Origin of the sequence: Thauera chlorobenzoica (genome assembly GCF_001922305.1) — a bacterium.
Taxonomy (GTDB): domain Bacteria; phylum Pseudomonadota; class Gammaproteobacteria; order Burkholderiales; family Rhodocyclaceae; genus Thauera; species Thauera chlorobenzoica.
In genome coordinates this window covers 1,043,915-1,058,828 of the sequence record NZ_CP018839.1, presented here as the reverse complement: position 1 = coordinate 1,058,828, position 14,914 = coordinate 1,043,915, and the positions used below count along the sequence as shown (strand labels likewise).

Annotated in this window: 13 protein-coding genes; 2 read left to right on the top strand and 11 right to left on the bottom strand. The window is 69.9% G+C overall.

The features are described 5' to 3' along the window. Positions 1-78: 78 nt before the first annotated feature. The 8 genes from Tchl_RS05045 to Tchl_RS05010 form a co-directional block, all read right to left on the bottom strand. Positions 79-366, bottom strand: a complete 288-nt coding sequence (locus Tchl_RS05045; protein ID WP_075147438.1) for an acyl carrier protein — start codon at positions 364-366, stop codon at positions 79-81. Beyond that, on the bottom strand, positions 366-1,571 hold the full coding sequence (locus tag Tchl_RS05040) for a dihydrolipoamide acetyltransferase family protein (protein WP_075147437.1): 1,206 nt from the start codon (positions 1,569-1,571) through the stop codon (positions 366-368). The genes Tchl_RS05045 and Tchl_RS05040 overlap by 1 nt, the downstream gene beginning before the upstream one ends. Then, positions 1,564-2,538: an alpha-ketoacid dehydrogenase subunit beta gene (locus Tchl_RS05035; protein ID WP_075147436.1), complete on the bottom strand. Its 975-nt coding sequence runs from the start codon at positions 2,536-2,538 to the stop codon at positions 1,564-1,566. The genes Tchl_RS05040 and Tchl_RS05035 overlap by 8 nt, the downstream gene beginning before the upstream one ends. Beyond that, positions 2,535-3,554 (bottom strand): pyruvate dehydrogenase (acetyl-transferring) E1 component subunit alpha, encoded by a 1,020-nt coding sequence (gene pdhA / locus Tchl_RS05030; protein WP_083945157.1) that lies wholly within the window; start codon positions 3,552-3,554, stop codon positions 2,535-2,537. Before pdhA ends, Tchl_RS05035 begins: the two co-directional genes overlap by 4 nt. Further along, positions 3,551-5,326: an acetate--CoA ligase gene (gene acsA / locus Tchl_RS05025; RefSeq protein ID WP_075147435.1), complete on the bottom strand. Its 1,776-nt coding sequence runs from the start codon at positions 5,324-5,326 to the stop codon at positions 3,551-3,553. The genes pdhA and acsA overlap by 4 nt, the downstream gene beginning before the upstream one ends. Positions 5,327-5,399: 73 nt before the next feature. Continuing rightward, positions 5,400-6,989: a chaperonin GroEL gene (gene groL / locus Tchl_RS05020; protein WP_075147434.1), complete on the bottom strand. Its 1,590-nt coding sequence runs from the start codon at positions 6,987-6,989 to the stop codon at positions 5,400-5,402. Between the two features lie 91 nt (positions 6,990-7,080). Continuing rightward, the gene (locus Tchl_RS05015; protein ID WP_075147433.1) at positions 7,081-7,749 is read right to left on the bottom strand and encodes a phosphoribosyltransferase; all 669 of its coding nucleotides are present in this window, start codon (positions 7,747-7,749) and stop codon (positions 7,081-7,083) included. A 111-nt stretch (positions 7,750-7,860) separates the two neighbouring features. Beyond that, a complete protein-coding gene (locus Tchl_RS05010) occupies positions 7,861-8,427 on the bottom strand; it encodes a phosphoribosyltransferase domain-containing protein (protein ID WP_075147432.1) in 567 nt (188 codons plus the stop codon). A gap of 167 nt (positions 8,428-8,594) precedes the next feature. Between Tchl_RS05010 and Tchl_RS05005 the strand changes: the two genes are divergently transcribed. Together Tchl_RS05005 and Tchl_RS05000 are read left to right on the top strand one after the other, a co-directional pair. Then, entirely contained in the window at positions 8,595-9,224 is a 630-nt protein-coding gene (locus tag Tchl_RS05005; protein ID WP_075149577.1) for a nicotinamidase, read from the top strand. Further along, positions 9,221-10,567 (top strand): nicotinate phosphoribosyltransferase, encoded by a 1,347-nt coding sequence (locus Tchl_RS05000; protein WP_075147431.1) that lies wholly within the window; start codon positions 9,221-9,223, stop codon positions 10,565-10,567. The genes Tchl_RS05005 and Tchl_RS05000 overlap by 4 nt, the downstream gene beginning before the upstream one ends. Positions 10,568-10,618: 51 nt before the next feature. Here the strand turns inward: Tchl_RS05000 and Tchl_RS04995 are convergent, their stop codons facing one another. The 3 genes from Tchl_RS04995 to Tchl_RS04985 form a co-directional block, all read right to left on the bottom strand. Beyond that, entirely contained in the window at positions 10,619-11,941 is a 1,323-nt protein-coding gene (locus Tchl_RS04995) for an ISL3 family transposase (protein ID WP_075147430.1), read from the bottom strand. A 164-nt stretch (positions 11,942-12,105) separates the two neighbouring features. Then, on the bottom strand, positions 12,106-13,860 hold the full coding sequence (locus Tchl_RS04990) for an autotransporter assembly complex protein TamA (RefSeq protein WP_198158990.1): 1,755 nt from the start codon (positions 13,858-13,860) through the stop codon (positions 12,106-12,108). Between the two features lie 20 nt (positions 13,861-13,880). After that, on the bottom strand, positions 13,881-14,882 hold the full coding sequence (locus tag Tchl_RS04985; RefSeq protein WP_075147428.1) for a class 1 fructose-bisphosphatase: 1,002 nt from the start codon (positions 14,880-14,882) through the stop codon (positions 13,881-13,883). Positions 14,883-14,914: the final 32 nt, after the last annotated feature.

The window sequence follows — 14,914 nt, the reverse complement described above, 5'->3', positions numbered from 1 at the left end:
GGCGACCGGGCCGGGGAAGTGCGTACCGCCGGAAAACGCCCCCGTTCACCGTCCCTTCGCCTGCGCCAGGCGACGGATTCAGTCCCCGCGCGCGGCGAGCCGGGTACGCAGATGGGCGACGAGGTCGTCGATCGTGTTCAATTTCCCGTAGTCGGCCTCGGCGATCTCGACCTGCAGCCGCCCGGCCAGGCCGACCAGGAAGTTGAGCCAGTCCATCGAATCCAGGTCGACCTGCCGGCGCAGAGGCCGGTCGGAGCGCAGCGCCTCCTCGTCCAGTTCGGGTGCAACCGTCTTCAGGGTCTCGATCACGATCGCCCGCAATTCGTCACTGCCCAGTTCGTCACTGCTCAATTCTCCACCGCTCATCACCGCACCTCCCCATCCGCTTCACACGCCGCCCCCGGGGCCGGTTGCGCCGCCTGCAAGGCCTGCGGGTGCTGCAGCAACGCGCGCAACTCGGCCAGGAAGCGCGCACCGTAATGGCCGTCCGAAACCCGGTGATCGGCCGCCAGGCTGGCGACCACCGCCGGGCAGGTCCCGAGGCTGCCGTCTTCGTGCACCCAGGGCCGCACGTCGATCCGGCCGAAGCCGACCAGCGCCACCTGTGGCGGGTAGATCACGCCCACCACCGCCTCTGCGCCCTGCTCGCCGAGGTTGGTCACGGTCACCGTCGGATCGCTCATTTCCGAACTGCGCAGCGAGCCCGCGCGCGCCCGCCGCACCAGATCGGTGAGTTCCTGCATCAGCACCTCGACCGGCTTATGCCCGGCATCGTGCAGCGCAGGAGCGATCAGCCCCCCCTGGCGCAGCGAGATCGCGACACCGAGGTTTATCGCTGCCGACGGCTCGAAGCGGCCGTCGCGGTAGAAGCCGTTCAAGGCCGGGAACTTCCCCAACGCCAGCGCCACCGCTTTCAGCAGCAGCACCGCCATCAGCAGCCGCCCGGTGATCGGCCGCCCGGCATTGGCTTGCGCCAGCCAGGCGCCCGCACGCGCCAGCGGGATGGTCTCGAGCAGGTAGTAGTGCGGAATCTCGCGTTTCGCGCGGCTCATCGCTGCCGCGATCGTGCGTCGGGTTTCGGCCTCACGCTGAGCCGGAACGAGCGGCGGCACCCGCGCAGCGGGGACGGTGAGGTCCCGCCCTCCCGCGCCCCCTGTTTCTGCGCCCGGGGCCGGGCCTTCCCCCTGCGCCGCGGCCTGCTCGACGTCGGCCAGGGTGAGCGCGCCGCCTGCGCCGGTGCCGTGCACCGTGGCCGGATCCACCCCGAGCTCAGCGGCCCGCCGGCGCGCCGCCGGCGAGATGCGCAGGCGCGGCGCTGCCGCCGGAGGTGCCTCGCCCTCCGCCAGCAGGCTCGCCATCACCGTGCCGACCCGGATCCGGGTGCCCGGCACGGCAAGCAGTTCGTGCACCGTGCCCGCCTGCCAGATTTCCACATCCACGGCGGCCTTCGACGTATCGACCACCGCCACCACCTGGCCTTTCTTCACCGTGTCGCCGGGCTGGACGCACCATTCCAGCAGCGTCCCTTCATCCATGTCGGCGCCAAGCGCAGGCAACCTGAATTCAAACACCGAGCACCTCCCCGACCGCGGCGATAATCTTTTCCGGCTGCGGCAGCGCCGCCTCTTCCAACTGTTTCGCATACGGGATCGGCACTTCCGCGCTGCACACCCGCTGCGGCGGCGCGTCCAGATCGTAGAAGCAGCGCTCGACGAGCCCGGCAACCACTTCCGCCGCCAGGCTGCCGCTCTTCCAGCCTTCATCGACCACCACCGCACGATGGGTCCGGCGCACCGAGGCGGCGATCGTTTCCCAGTCCAGCGGGCGCAGCACCCGCAGGTCGACCACTTCGACATCGATCCCGCCCTCGGCCAGCTGCTGTGCCGCCTGCAGCGCCTTGGGCAGGCAGCCGCCCCAGGCGAACACGCTCGCCCGGGTACCGGGCCGACGCACCGCGGCGCGGGTGATGTCGCACGCATCGATCGCTTCAGGCAGTTCGTCTTCGAGGCCGTAGAGCTGCACGTGCTCGAAGATCACCACCGGGTCCGGGTCCGCAAGCGCCGCCGCGAGCATCCCGCGCGCATCGGCCACGGTACCCGGCGCCAGCACCCGGATGCCGGGAATATGGGCGTACCAGTTTTCCAGACTGTGAGAATGCTGGGCCGCGAGCTGGCGGCCGGCGCCGGTCGCCATGCGCAGCACCAGCGGCACCGACAGCTGCCCGCCGGACATGTGGCGCAGCAACGCGGCGCTGTTGACGATCTGATCGAGCGCCAGCAGGCTGAAATTGACCGTCATCACCTCGACGATCGGCCGCATCCCGCCCAGCGCGGCGCCCACGCCGGCACCGACGAACCCGAGTTCGGACAGCGGCGTATCGCGGATGCGCTCGGGGCCGAATTCTTCGAGCAAGCCCTTCGAGACCGCATACGTGCCGCCGTAGCAGCCGACGTCCTCGCCCATCAGGAACACCCGTGGATCCTTCACCAGGGCTTCGCGCAGCGCCGCGCGCAGGGCTTCACGGTAGCTGCTCCTCATGCTCCGGCTCCGGGAGAATGGACGTCCTTCAGCAGATCCGCCACGGCTTCCGGCGCGGCCGCTTCGGCAGACGCAACCGCCGCCTCCACTTCGGCCTGAGCCGCCGCGTCGAGGGCGGAGAAGGCGGCCTCGGTGAGCACGCCCTCCGCCTTCAGGGCAGCAACACAAACCTCGATCGGATCGCGCGCCTTCCAGCGCGCGACTTCGGCCTTGTCGCGGTACAGCTCGGGATCGAACATCGAATGGGCGCGAAAACGGTAGGTCTGCAGCTCGACGAAGAAGGGGCCGCCATCCGCCCGCACCGCTTGCGCCGCCGCCCGCACCGCGGCGCAAACCGCACCCACGTCCATGCCGTCGGCACGGGCAGCAGGCACCGCGTAGCCCGCTGCCTTGGCACACAGATCGGTCTGCGATTCGGAGCGTGCGAGCGCGGTACCCATCGCGTACAAGTTGTTCTCGCAGCAGAACAGCACCGGCAGCCGCCACAGCGCGGCCAGGTTCATCGACTCGTGGAAAGCGCCTTCGGCGACCGCCCCCTCGCCGAAAATGCAGGCCGTCACGCCGGGCCGGCCCTGCAGCCGGTCCGCCAGCGCCAGGCCGACCGCGAGCGGCAGTCCCCCACCGACAATCGCATTACCGCCATAGAAGCGGTGTGCGACATCGAACAGGTGCATCGAGCCACCACGACCGCGCGAGCAGCCCGTCGCCTTGCCGAACATCTCGGCCATGATCGCCTCCATGCCGACCCCGCGCAGCAGCGCATGGCCGTGCTCGCGGTAGGTGGCAACGACGTTGTCCCCGGCCTCCAGCGCATGGATCGTGCCGGTGGCGCAGGCCTCCTCGCCGATATAGAGGTGGAGGAAGCCGCGGATCCGGCCCGTGCCGTAAAGCTCGGCGCACTTTTCCTCCATGCGGCGGATGCGCAGCATGTCGGCGAGCAGGCGCAGCGCCGGGACCGGCGCGGGGTCCGGCGCAGCCCGGGCCTGCCCTGCAGAAGCATCGCGTCCGCTGTTCATGCTCCGGCCTCCAGCGTCGACGTGTCGCCCTCCGGCAGCCCCAGCTCCCGCGCCTTCAGCAGCCGGCGCATGATCTTGCCGCTGCGCGTTCGCGGCAGCACGGCGAGGAAATCGATTTCCTTCGGCGCCACCGCCGCCCCCAGCCGCCGACGCGCATGGCCGAGGAGCTCCATGCGCAGCGCCTCGCCGGGCTCGAACCCTTTTTTCAGCGAGACGAAGGCCTTCACCACCTCGCCGGCAATCTCGTCGGGCTTGCCGATCACCCCCGCCTCAGCCACCGCCGGGTGTTCCATCAGCGCGCTCTCGACCTCGAACGGGCCGATCAGGTGGCCGGCGGACTTGATCACGTCGTCGCTGCGACCAACGAACCAGAAGTAACCGTCGGCGTCGCAGCGCACCAGGTCGCCGCTCAGGTACCAGTCGCCGGCGAAGCACTTGCGGTAGCGCGCCTCGTCGTTCAGGTAACCGCGCAACATCGACGGCCAGCCACGCTTGAGCGCGAGCTCGCCTTCCTCGCCGGGCGTCGTCACCCGCTCGACACTGCCGTCCTCGCGCCGGCGCACGACCGCCGCCTCGACTCCGGGCAGCGGCCTGCCCATCGAGCCGGGCTTGATGTCGAGCGCCGGCAGGTTGGCGATCATGATGCCGCCGGTCTCGGTCTGCCACCAGTTGTCGTGGATCGGATGGCCGAGCACTTCCTTGCCCCACCACACGGCCTCGGGGTTGAGCGGTTCGCCGACGCTGGCGACCAGGCGCAGGCGCGGGAAGGCCTGCTGGTGCGCCAGTTCCGCACCGGCCTTCATCAGCATGCGGATCGCGGTCGGCGCGGTGTACCACACGCTGACCCGCTCGTCGGCGAGGATCCGGTACCAGCGCCCGGCATCGAACTCGGCCTCGTCCACGATCGAGCTCACCCCGTGCACCAGGGGCGCGACGATGCCGTACGAAGTCCCGGTGACCCAGCCCGGATCGGCGGTGCACCAGAAGACGTCGTCGTCGTGCAGATCGAGCGCATAACGTCCGCTCGCCCAGTGGGTCAGGACCGCAGCGTGCACGTGCAGCGCCCCCTTGGGGGTCCCGGTGGTGCCGCTGGTGAAGTGCAGCAGGGCGGGATCCTCGGCCCGGGTCTCGGCCGTGACGAAGGAGTCGGCCGCGCCCGCCATCAGCGCTCCCAGGTCGTGCGTTCCCGGGCCAAGCATGCCCGCCTCCACCGCCCCGCCGCCCTCGCCGACGAGCAGGACGTGGCGCAGCGTCGGCAGCCGGGCACGCATCTTCTCCACCTTGCGTGCATAGAGCAGGTCGGTGGTGACCAGCACCGCACCTTCGCCGAGCCCGATCCGGGTCGCGATCGGCTCCGGGCCGAAAGCGGAAAACAGCGGCGACGCCACGCAGCCGCAGCGCAGGCTGCCCAGCACCGCGACGTACAGCTCGGGAATGCGCCCGGCGAGCACGAACACGCGTTCGCCGCGGCACACGCCGAGGCCGGCCAGGACGTTGGCGAAACGGGCGGTGAGGCGGGCGAGTTCGCCGTAGCTGAGCTCGCGCACCGCGTCCTGACCGAGAAAGCGGAACGCCACCCGCGTGCAGCGCTCGCCGCGGGCATGGCGCTCGACCGCCTCATGGGCGATGTTCAGGCCGCCCCCCGGGAAACCGTCCAGTTCGGCACGCACCGCCGTCCACAAAAAGCCGGCGCAGGTCACCGCGTAGTCGGCGAGATTGGGCGGCACCGCCAGATCGGCGGCGTGCTTGCGGATGACCGCGGAACGATGCATGGACACTGCCCTCCGTTCGTCTCCATCATGCTGCGGCCGGCACAGCCCTGCCGCGGCCATTTCCCGTGCCACGCTATCCCCCGCCCGCAGGAGCCGGCGCCACCATGCAACCGATGGTCAGGATCAGTCCGGCCACCGAAGCTGCGTTTTGCAGCGCGCAGCGCGTCACCTTGCACGGGTCGAGCACCCCCATTGCCACCAGGTCGCCGTATTCACCGCTTGCGGCGTTGAAGCCGAACGCGCCGTCGCCGGCAAGCACGCGCTCGATCACCACCGCGGCATCGAGGCCGGCGTTGGCCACCAGTTGCCGCAACGGCTCCTCGATCGCGCGCTGCACGATGCGCACGCCGCAGTCCTCGTCGTGGCCGGCTCCGTGCAGCGTTTCAAGCACGGCACCGGCGCGCAGCAGCGCGACGCCGCCGCCGGGGAGGATGCCTTCGGCCACCGCGGCGCGGGTCGCATGCAGCGCGTCCTCGACGCGGGCGCGGCGCTCCTTCATCTCGGCCTCGCTGGCCCCGCCCACCTTGATCATCGCCACGCCCCCCGCCAGGCACGCGAGGCGCTGGTCGAGCCCCTCGCGGGCATCGTCCGCGCCGGCCCGCTCCCGCTCGGCGCGGAGCTGGCCGATGCGGGCGTCGATCCGCTCCCGCGTGCCGCAACCGCCGATCAGGGTGCAGGCGTCCTTGTCGACCTCGACCCGCCGCACGTGGCCGAACTGCCCGGCCGTCAGCCCGGCGAGCCCGATCCCGGATTGCGCATCGACCAGCGTCGCCGCCGTCAGCACCGCGATGTCCTCGAGCATCGCGCGCTGCCGCTCGCCGAAGGCGGGCGCCTTCACCGCGCAGGCCTTGAGGGTGCCGCGCAAGGTGTTGATCACGAGCAGGGCCAGCGCATCCCCCTCGATGTCCTCGGCGATCAGCAGCAGCGGCCAGCCCTTGCCCGCCGCCACCTCGAGCGCCGGCAGCAACTCGGTGACGACGGACAGCTTGCGCGCACAGACCAGGACCGCCGCATCCTCGAGCACGACACGCGTGCCGCCCTCGACATTGATGAAGTAGGGCGACAGGTAGCCGCGGTCGAACTGCATGCCCTCGACCACGGTGAGCGTGCTCTCCAGGCCGGAGCCCTCCTCGACGGTGATCGCCCCCTCGTTGCCGACGCGCGCCATCGCATCGGCGATCAGGGTGCCGATCCCTTCGTCGTTGTTCGCCGAGATTCCCGCCACCTGGGCGATCTCCCGCCGTGCCGTGCACGGCCGCGCAATCGCATGCAGCATCGGCACCAGCGCGGCCACCGCCCTGTCGATGCCACGTTTGAGGTCCATCGGGTTGCCCCCGGCGGCCACGTACTTCACCCCTTCACGCACGATCGCCGCGGCCAGCAGGGTCGCCGTGGTGGTGCCGTCACCGGCCACTTCGGAGGTGCGCGCCGCGGCCTCGCGCACCAGATCGACCCCGATGTTCTCGAACGGGTCGGGAAGAGTGATCGCGCGCGCGACGACGACGCCCGAGTTGATCACCACCGGCGGCCCGGATGGCTGTTCCAGGAGCACGGTCCGCGCACACGGGCCGAGTGTTTCCCTGACTGCATTGGCCAGCACATCCACTCCGCGCAGGATGCGCCGATACGCATCGTCACGGAACACCAGCTGTTTCGCCGTCATCGCGATCTCGCCTCCCCTTCATCGGCAACGCCCCCGATCACCCCGGCCCGGTCGCCGCACGCCCTTCCGCTCCGGCCGCGGGCAGGCACGCTCAGCCCGGCACGGGCTTGCGCCCGCACGCCCCGTCGTCCCCGTCCCGTCCGCGATGGCGCCGCAGGCAATCGACGACCTCGTCGTCTTCGACCTGCCCGAAGCGGGCAAAGAACTGCCCCACCGCCTGGAAATCCGCAGGCGCATGCAGGCAGACGAGCTCATCGGCGTAAGGGCGGACCCTCTCCAGGCTGGAGGGGGCCGCAACCGGCACCGCGCACACCAGTTTTTGCGGCCTCCGCGCGCGCACGGCATGGAGCGCGGCGAGCATGGTCGCCCCGGTGGCGAGGCCGTCATCGACGACGATGACGACCCGCCCCTGCGGATCGGCCCCCGCGGCGCCGCCCGAATACAGCGCGCGCCGCCGCCGCAGTTCGTCGAGGCGGCGCGCCTTCTCCGCCGCCAGCCAAGCCGCATCGTCCGCTTCCGGATCGGAGACGAACGCCCTGCCACCCTCGTCGATCGCGCCGATCGCATATTCGGGGTTCCAGCGCGAGCTCAGCTTGTGCACCAGCACCACGTCCAGCTCCCCGTCCAGGGCCTGCGCCAGCGCCGCGCCGATCGGCACCGCCCCGCGCGGAATCGCGAGCACGAGCGGATTGCACCCGCGATAGGGCGCCAGCGCCGCCGCGAGGCGGCCGGCAGCATCGAGTCGATCGCGGAACAGCATCCCGCCCCCCCTCGCCGCCAGTGCAGCGGCATCGGTTGTGATGCTTCACCATAGCCTGCCGATTGCCCCGAGTCAGCGCGCGGAATGCAGAAAACCCCGGTGCGGCAAGGGTCAGCGTCCGCGCTCCGGCTGCAGCAGTTCGATACGGAAGTCGGCCTCGTAGGGCGGGACGTTGCATTCGATGATGTCGGCCGGCGCGATGTCGAGGCGGACACCGGTCACGTCGGCGCGCACCGGCAGTTGCGCGGCGCCACGATCGACGAGGGCGGCGACGCGGATGACCGCAGGCTGCCGCTCCGCCAGGTGGGCGACGGCACGCAGCAGGGAATGCCCGGTAAACAGCACGTCATCGACGACGAGCAGGCCGTATCCGCGCAGATCGAGCGCAGCCTGGGAGGCGTCTTCGCGGAGCAGGGTTTCGGGGTGAAGAAGGCGCAGATCGTCGGCGTAACGCTTGATCTTCAGATCCAGGCGCAGCGGCGCAGGGATGCCGTAACGGCGCGCCATCGCAGCGCCGATGCGGTCGGCCAGCGGCGCGCCCCGGCGCAGGACGCCGACCACCGCGAGCGGCTCACGACCGGAGAACAGGCCGGCGGCCTGACGGGCCATGGCGTCGATCACGGCTTCGAGCCGGGCCGTATCGTAAAGACAGGTGCGCAGGCCGGGCGGTCGATCCATGCTGTCCTCCGCGGGAGGTGATCACTGATCAGGACACCGGCAGAAGCAACTAAACTGACAACAGGCCGGCCGGCGTGCAGATGGAAATTACTCCATTTCGGGCAGGGTTGGCACTCCCGCCGGCAACCGGCCGCCGCATCGACGGGCTCCCGCCCGGGGAGGATGACATGTCCGCCAGCCACACCGCCCTCCAGCCTGATTCCGCAACGTTCGCGCCCCAGCCCGGCGATGCCCTCATCGTCGTCGATGTGCAGCGCGATTTTCTCCCCGGCGGCGCCCTCGGCGTTCCGGGCGGAGACCGGGTCGTCCCGCGCCTGAACCGCTACATCGCACGCTTCGACGAATGCGGACTGCCGGTGATCTTCACCCGCGACTGGCATCCGCCCGACCACTGCTCGTTCCGCCAAGCCGGCGGGCCCTGGCCGCCGCACTGCATCGCCGGCAGCGCGGGCGCCGCGTTCGCCCCCGGGCTCGCAGTCCCGGCCGCCGCCCATATCGTCTCCAAGGCCGCCACGCCCGAGGCCGACGCCTACTCCGGCTTCCAGGGCACCGGCCTCGAAGCGCTGCTCCACGGCCTGGGCTGCCGGCGCCTGTTCGTCGGCGGCCTGGCCACCGACTACTGCGTCCGCGCCACGGTGCTGGACGCGCTCGCGGCCGGTTTTTCCACGGTGCTGCTGGCCGATGCGGTCCGCGCCGTCGACGTCCATCCCGGCGACGGCAAGCGCGCCGAGCAGGAGATGGCCGCCGCCGGTGCGCGGCCGCTGTCGTTCGAGCGGCGGCGCGGGGCACGGCCATGAACGACAGCGCGCTGGTCACCGATCTCTACGAACTGACCATGCTGCAGGCCTATTTCGACGAAGGCATGGGCGCGCGCGCGGTGTTCGAACTGTTCGTGCGCGCCTTGCCGCCGCAGCGCAACTTCCTGGTCGCCGCCGGCCTCGAGCAGGCGCTCGATTACCTCGAGCAGCTGCACTTCACTGCCGACGAACTGGCCTGGCTGAGCGCCAGCGGGCGCTTCAAGCCCGCCTTCCTCGACTGGCTGCGCGGCTTCCGCTTCAGCGGCGACGTCGATGCGATGGGCGAGGGCACGGTGTTCTTCGCCGACGAGCCGATCCTGCGCGTCGAGGCGCCGATCGGCGAAGCGCAGTTCGTCGAGAGCCGGCTCCTCAACCTGCTCAACTTTTCCACCCTGATCGCAACCAAGGCCGCGCGCTGCGTGCTCGCCGCCCCCGGCAAGCTGCTCGTCGACTTCGGCCTGCGCCGTGCCCACGGCGCCGAAGCGGGGGTACTCGCGGCCCGCGCCAGCTACCTCGCCGGGTTTGCCGGCAGCGCCACGGTGCTCGCCGGCCAGCGCTTCGGCGTCCCGGTGTTCGGCACCATGGCGCACGCCTACATCGAGGCGCATGAGCTCGAAACCGAGGCCTTCATGCAGTTTTCGGCATCGCAGCCGAGCCGCGTGACACTGCTGATCGACACCTACGACACCGAAGCCGCCGCAGCCAGGGTCGTTGCCCTCGCTCCGGCGCTGCAGGCGCGCGGCGCCCAGCTGGTCGCGGTGCGGATCGACAGCGGCGACCTCGCTGCCCATGCGCACCGGGTACGCGCCATCTTCGATGGCGGCGGCCTTGCCGAGGTCGGCATCTTCGCCAGCGGCAACCTCGACGAGCACCGCATCGCTGCGCTGCTCGCCGCGGGGGCGCCGATCGACGGTTTCGGCATCGGCACCCAGCTCACCACCTCGGCCGACGCCCCCGCGCTCGACTCGGCCTACAAGCTCCAAAGCTATGCCGGCGTGCCGCGGCGCAAGCGCTCCGAAGGCAAGGCCACCTGGCCCGGCGCGAAGCAGGTGTATCGCCGCTTCGCGGCCGACGGTTCGCTCCTGTGCGACCATGTCACCCTCCTCGGGGAGCCACCGCCCGCCGGGTGCGTCGCGCTGCTCCAGCCGGTGCTGCGCGGCGGCGCGCGCCTGGCCCCGTCCCCGACGCTCGACGCCCTGCGCGGGCATGCCGCCGACAACCTCGCCCGCCTGCCGGATGCCTTGCGCCGGCTGGAAGCGGCCGCGGCGGGCGAGTCCTATCCGGTGCATATCTCGCCGGCGCTGCAGGCATTGGCCGCAGAAGTAGACCGCCGGCCACACTGAGCGGACGCGCGCTAAAAGGGCTCTATGCCGTTTCCAGTGGAAATTGACTTCTCAACAAACATGACGGTAGCGCCCGTAGTCGCGGGGGATGGCCGGCACCAGAGGGTTCTTCGGTAGATGCTCGAGCTTGGACATTCGCAGGTAGGCGATCGCGATGAAGTTCTCGGGATCCCGGAAGCCTCGGGCGGCGGTCTTCGCTTTCTGAAGCAGGCCGTTCATCGCCTCGACGTAGGCGTTGCTGCGCCCGTCGAGCATGCCGTGCACGACACCGCCGAGATGCTCTTTCAACGTGGCCGCCAAGCGCTTGAACGGCTCGAGCCGCGAGCGTCGAGCCCAGCTCATCCACTTCGTCAATGCGCCCAGGGCGAGCTCTTCGCTGTTGCTGTCCCGCGCCTCGCGGTAGACCAGCCGCAGGGCCTGCTTGAGTCGCCAGGCCCGTGCGCTCTTCAGGTTCGAGCGCTGCAGCCAGTGCATCGCCTCGAACTGCGCCCGAGTCCAGCTCGCCGAGTCCTTGCGCATGCCCCACAGCAGTTGGCGAAGGGTCTTCTTGCTATGCACGCCCACCGCCTCGCGGACGGCGGCGGCCGAGCTGCGCATCTCTTCGCGTCGCACCTCATCCATCGCCGCGTTGGCAAGCGCCACGACGTGAAAGCGGTCGTAGCTGATCTGGGCGTTGGGCAGCGACTGACTGATCCCCTTGGCGTACGCCGCGCTCATGTCGATGCAGGCGTGTTCGATGGTGACCGGATCGCCGCCATGCGCGCGCATGTCCTCCGAAAAGGCCCCCAGGGTTTGATGGTCACGACCGGGGCAGGCGAACAGCAAACGCTTGGCCGCCAGGTCATGCACCACGGTGATGTACTGGTGCCCACGCTTGACGCTGGTCTCGTCGATGCCCACGTGGCGCACGCCCGACATGTCGTCCTTGGCTCGCGCCACCTCGACGTAGTGGCGAACCCGCCGCCACAGCCGCTTTGGTGCAACCCGCATCTGATTGGCGGCCTGGCGCACGGGCAATTCCCGGCACAGCGACAGGCCCAGCGCCTCGAACAGCAAGGTGAAGCCACTGCCCTCGCGTGCCCACGGCACCGGCAACTGCGTGGTCTTGCCGCAGCCCGAGCACTGCACGCGCGGCACCTCGGCATGGAGCCAGGCTTCGAACTGGAAGAAGTCCAGGTGTCGCCAACTGCGGCGCACGCGATCATGGATCAACTGCTGCTCGACCCCGCATGCCGGGCAGGTCGCACGTTTGCCGGTGTGCTCGACCTCGAAGTCGATGCGCCGCTTGGCCGTGTTGAGCTCGACCTTGGCGACTTGCCAGGGCGGCTGCAGGCCAAGTGCGGTGGTGAAGAGGGCTTCGATCTGGTTGTTCATCGGGTGCGAGGTCGGCGTCAGTGTCGGGCGGTTGGACCACCGAAGATCATGTTTGTTGAGAAGTCAATTTCCACTGGAAACGGCATAGAGCCGCTAAAAGGCGCGTATTTCGACCGATCGCCCCCTTTCCGGACGCCTTCCGCCACGTGCGGCGGTGGGGATGCTCAGAACGCGATCGCCACGCCGAAGTGCAACCGCAGCCTGCGCTCCCGCTGCCCCCATGCGAGGTCGATCGCCAGCGGTCCGGCCGGACTGCGCCAGCGCGCGCCGATGCCGTAGCCGGCATGCAGGTCGAAGTCCGTGCGCGAGTCGGCGGCATCGCCGGCATCGACGAAGAAGGCTGCCCCCCATTGCGGCTCGAACCAGTGCACATACTCGGCACTGAGCGTGCCCAGATAGCGCCCGCCGACCGTGGCCCCGCCTTCGCGGACGCCCAGGCTCTGGTAGTCGTAGCCGCGCACCGACTGGGCGCCGCCGGCCCGAAAGAGGAAGTCCTGCGGAATGCCTTCGCGGCTGTCGGCGAGGGTGACGCCCCCTTCGGCGCGCAGGATGAAGACATCGCTGCCGCGTACCGGCCAATAACGCACGAAGCGCGAATACAGGCGGACGAAGTCCTGTTCGGCAAGGGCGATTGCCGTGCCGCCGCCGACCTGGAACTCGAGCACATAGCCACGGGTGGGGTCGAGGAGCTGGTCGACGGCCCGCTTCGTCCACGTCCAGTTGGCGGTCAGGGTGTTGCTCGACTGCGCCAGTGCTCCGTCCGGTTCGATCTTTTCATGCTGCAGGCGCAGCGCGAGCCGGGTCTCGATGTCGCCACGGGTTTCGATCCGCGCCGCCCCCAGCGCCTGTGAAGTCACCTTCAGCCCTTCGAGATCGCTGCCCTCGAACAGGGCGCCGAAGCTGTCGCGATGGCGGCCCTGCGGCGGCAGGAAAATGTCGGCGTAGAGGGCGTGGCGGCGCTGCTCCAGGCGCAGGCCGGTGGACAATTCCCAGCCACGCCGGCGCAGGTTGACATCGCGATAGGACGCTTCGACCCGCGCCCCGGTATTGGTCGAATAGCCGGCGCCGACGCCGAAATGCTTCGGCAGCGCCTCGGTCACCTGGACCCGCACCGGCGCCGCCGCGGCCTGCGCCGGGTCACGCTCGATATCGACGATCACCGAACCGAAATGCGGCGTGTTCTGCAGCCCGGTCTGGAAGGCCAGCAGCTGCTCGCGGTCGTACGGCGCACCCTTGCGCAGCAGGCTGTAGCGCGCCACCAGGTCGGCGGGCAGATGCTGCAGGCCTTCGACCACCAACTCCCCGAGGTAGAACGCCGGGCCGCTGTCCACCGTCAGCGTCAGCCGCGCACGCGCGCTGTCGGGGTCGATCTCGGCGCGGCTGCGGGCGATGCGGGCGACCGCGTAGCGGCGCGTGCTGACGGCATCGAGCAGGCCCTGCTTGGCACCGTCCCAGTCCGCCTGGCGGAAAGGCGCCCCCACCGGCAGGCTCCAGCGCGCGCGCAAGGCGTCGAGTTGTTCCTGCCCCGCGCCGTCGGCGGTGACGATCTCGCCCTCGAACGCGATGTCCACCGCGGCGACTTCGGTGCGCGGCCCCGGCTCGACCTCGACCACCCAGCGCGCCGCTTCGCTGCGGTCGATGCGGATGCGGGGGCTGAAATGGCCTTCAGTCGCGAGCAGATCGGCAATTTCACGCCGGGCACGGCGGATCATCGCCGCGCGATCGGCCGCTTCGTCGGGGAGGATCAGTCCTGCGCGGTCGAGCAGGCGCACGTGACGCTCGAGCAGCGGCCTCACCCCGTCCGGGGCATCGAGCCTGACCGCCAGCGCCTGCTGCGCCTGGACCGCCCCCCCCACGCCAGCCGCGGCCACGGACAGCGCCAGCGCCAGCGCACGCAGCCATCGGCACGGTACGGACACGGCCACTGTCCGCCCCTCGCTCAGGGCTCGCGGTGGTATCCGCTCACCCGCTCGACCTCGTTCTTCGAGCCGAGGATCACCGGCACGCGCTGGTGCAGCCTCACCGGCTGGACATCGAGGATGCGCTCGCGCCCGGTGGTGGCCGCCCCCCCGGCCTGCTCAACCAGCATCGCCATCGGATTGGCTTCGTACATCAGGCGCAGCTTGCCGCCCTGGTGGCGGCACTTCTCGTCCATCGGATACATGAACACGCCGCCGCGGGTGAGGATGCGGTGCACGTCGGCCACCATCGACGCCACCCAGCGCATGTTGTAGTCCTTGCCCAGCGGGCCGGCCTTGCCCTGCACCATCTCGTCGACGTAGCGCTTGAGCGGAGCCTCCCAGAAGCGCGCGTTCGAAGTGTTGATCGCGAACTCGTGGGTGTCGGCCGGAATCGTCATGTAGGGCTGGGTGTAGATGAAGCTGCCCATCTCGCGGTCGAGCGTGAACGCATGCACGCCCTTGCCTACGGTCAGGACGAACTGGGTCGAGGGGCCGTACACCGCGTAGCCGGCAGCGACCTGCTCGCGCCCCGGCTGGAGGAAGCTGCCCTCGGTGGGCTCGGCCTCGCCCGGCGGATTGCGCAGCACCGAGAAGATGGTGCCGACCGAAATATTGACGTCGATGTTCGATGAGCCGTCGAGCGGATCGAACAGCAGCAGGAAGCCCCCCTTCGGATAGTCGAAGGGGATCTGGTGCACGGTCTCGACCTCTTCGGAGGCCATCGCGGCGAGATGGCCGCCCCATTCGTTGGCCTGCAGCAGGATCTCGTTGGCGATCACATCGAGCTTCTTTTGCGCCTCGCCCTGAACGTTGTCGGTACCGGCTTCGCCGAGCACGCCGGCGAGTGCACCCTTCGAGATATTGACGCTGATCGCCTTCACCGCACGTGCGACGACCTCGATCAGCAGGCGCAAGTCAGCGGTGATGCGGCCGGCACGCTGCTGCTCGATGAGGAACTGGGTAAGGGTGACACTGCGCATGAGAAACTCCCGGAAGGCGGACTTTACGGACA

Excerpts from the sequence above, each read along its gene's own strand:
- acsA (WP_075147435.1), bottom strand. The coding sequence starts at position 5,326 with ATGCATCGTTCCGCGGTCATCCGCAAGCACGCCGCCGATCTGGCGGTG.
- Tchl_RS05000 (WP_075147431.1), top strand. The coding sequence starts at position 9,221 with ATGAACGACAGCGCGCTGGTCACCGATCTCTACGAACTGACCATGCTG.
- Tchl_RS05005 (WP_075149577.1), top strand. The coding sequence starts at position 8,595 with ATGTCCGCCAGCCACACCGCCCTCCAGCCTGATTCCGCAACGTTCGCG.
- Tchl_RS05010 (WP_075147432.1), bottom strand. The coding sequence starts at position 8,427 with ATGGATCGACCGCCCGGCCTGCGCACCTGTCTTTACGATACGGCCCGG.
- Tchl_RS05045 (WP_075147438.1), bottom strand. The coding sequence starts at position 366 with ATGAGCGGTGGAGAATTGAGCAGTGACGAACTGGGCAGTGACGAATTG.
- groL (WP_075147434.1), bottom strand. The coding sequence starts at position 6,989 with ATGACGGCGAAACAGCTGGTGTTCCGTGACGATGCGTATCGGCGCATC.
- Tchl_RS04995 (WP_075147430.1), bottom strand. The coding sequence starts at position 11,941 with ATGAACAACCAGATCGAAGCCCTCTTCACCACCGCACTTGGCCTGCAG.
- pdhA (WP_083945157.1), bottom strand. The coding sequence starts at position 3,554 with ATGAACAGCGGACGCGATGCTTCTGCAGGGCAGGCCCGGGCTGCGCCG.
- Tchl_RS05015 (WP_075147433.1), bottom strand. The coding sequence starts at position 7,749 with ATGCTGTTCCGCGATCGACTCGATGCTGCCGGCCGCCTCGCGGCGGCG.
- Tchl_RS04985 (WP_075147428.1), bottom strand. The coding sequence starts at position 14,882 with ATGCGCAGTGTCACCCTTACCCAGTTCCTCATCGAGCAGCAGCGTGCC.
- Tchl_RS05035 (WP_075147436.1), bottom strand. The coding sequence starts at position 2,538 with ATGAGGAGCAGCTACCGTGAAGCCCTGCGCGCGGCGCTGCGCGAAGCC.